The organism is Faecalibacterium sp. Marseille-P9312, assembly GCF_902497445.1.
GTDB lineage: Bacteria > Bacillota > Clostridia > Oscillospirales > Ruminococcaceae > Faecalibacterium > Faecalibacterium longum.
Genome location: NZ_CABVEW010000034.1, coordinates 1 through 1,506, shown reverse-complemented (window position 1 = coordinate 1,506; position 1,506 = coordinate 1). Strand labels below are relative to the sequence as shown.

Annotated in this window: 2 protein-coding genes and 1 pseudogene; 1 reads left to right on the top strand and 2 read right to left on the bottom strand. The window is 56.6% G+C overall.

All coding sequences use genetic code 11. The annotated features are described in order from the left end of the window. Together F3G95_RS13870 and F3G95_RS13675 are read right to left on the bottom strand one after the other, a co-directional pair. On the bottom strand, window positions 1-724 hold a 724-nt coding region (locus F3G95_RS13870), incomplete at its 3' end, for a hypothetical protein (protein WP_188117564.1). Beyond that, the gene (locus F3G95_RS13675) at window positions 652-1,008 is read right to left on the bottom strand and encodes a TnpV protein (RefSeq protein WP_149795381.1); all 357 of its coding nucleotides are present in this window, start codon (window positions 1,006-1,008) and stop codon (window positions 652-654) included. The genes F3G95_RS13870 and F3G95_RS13675, both read right to left, overlap by 73 nt. A 130-nt stretch (window positions 1,009-1,138) precedes the next feature. Between F3G95_RS13675 and F3G95_RS13670 the strand changes: the two are divergent. Further along, window positions 1,139-1,506: pseudogene (locus F3G95_RS13670) on the top strand (hypothetical protein); the annotation flags it as partial.

Below are 1,506 nucleotides of genomic sequence, written 5' to 3'. Positions count from 1 at the left end.
TTTCTGCCTGCTCCAGCATTTCATCCACACGCTGGCTAGGTTCATTCTGCCGCAGACCGTCCTCGAATTGTCGTTTGTTGATAACTTCGTTATCCCACGACTGTCCGTGTGCGCTGGTGTCGATGCGAACATCCGTTTCGCCGATATAGCCAATGGTGCCCTCGATGGTTCCAGTGGGCAAATCAACCATTACATCGTCACCGACTTTGTAGCCGTTTTCTTCCTGTACAGTGGTACGCTGCTCTTTTTCCTCATCGGTCAGGTAGCGGTCGGATTGGATCATCAGGTCGATATACTTTTCCACCTGTGCCCATTTCAGAGTGATTTTCTGGTGGTCGGGGTAATGGTCAAATTCCAGTCCCTTCCAGTCGTGATTCACAAAACCCCAGCTTCCGTCCAGAAAATCGTAGGAGTGCCCACCAATGCCGTACTCCTTTGCCAGTGCTTTGGCACGGAGTTTGCGGTCAGGCTGGGTCTGGTACAGCGCCATAATGCGCTGTTTGCCGCCGGCAAACCCTGAACCATGCCGCCGCAGCTCGTTCTCAATTTCAGCCTGCGACAAAACAAAAGCGGAGGGCGTTTTTTCGCTCTCCGCTCGGTCGATTTTTTCAATTTGCTGGGCTTCGGTGGGGATGGGCGCATCCAGAAAACTTAGCTGTAAATCAGCTCCGTCATCACCAGTTCCTCTGCCTGCGCTTTCAGGCTGTTCATGTGCTGCACCCACATCAGTTGGTTCTGCGCTTTGTCCGGGGCCGGGTTCTGCTTCAGCAGTTCGGCCATCATCTGCTGCATCCGGCTCTCTGCCGTCTGCTCCACCTCCATCAGATGCGGGTACAAGCTCCCCGACAGGAGCATCGTGTGGTACAGCACTGGGCGCTGCTCCTTCAGGTAGGTCCGGCGCAGCCTGCCGTACTTGCCCAGCGGCTTCCGGGGCGGGTTCAGGATCAGGTTCGGGAGCTGGTAGTCCCCGACGGTCGAGTAAGTCACGTTCCTGCTGTTCGTATTCATATTGGCTCCTTTCTGCATTGCGGCGGCGGATGGTAGTTTTCACGGTGCGCTCGATGTTCCGCAGCACCTCCCGGCTCATGTCGCTGACGGCTGCGCCGAGGGCAAAAACGGCATCCGGGGTGGAAAAATCGTGGATGGCTTGAAAGTCATCCTTATCGAACCAGCCCGCCGGCTCAAAGCCGCAGCGTTCCAGCAGCGTGTAGGTGACGCTGATGGCGGCGGCGGACTTGAACTGCATCTCCACCCCGGCTTCATCATAATCCATCAGCAGCGAGCCGTCAACGATGGCACGGATGTCCTCGCTGTTGTTGTCCCAGTAATCTGCCACCAGTTTCCCTGCAATGTCCGCAAGCTGCTGGCTGACACGCTCTCCGCTGATGCCATAGGTCTTGTTCAACATTTCCGAAACCGGCTGCACCAAATCGGGACCGAGCTGCCACACCTCCGGGTCACGGGAATTGCGGCGAACCCCGGTGTCCGACACATCGAAAACGTAGT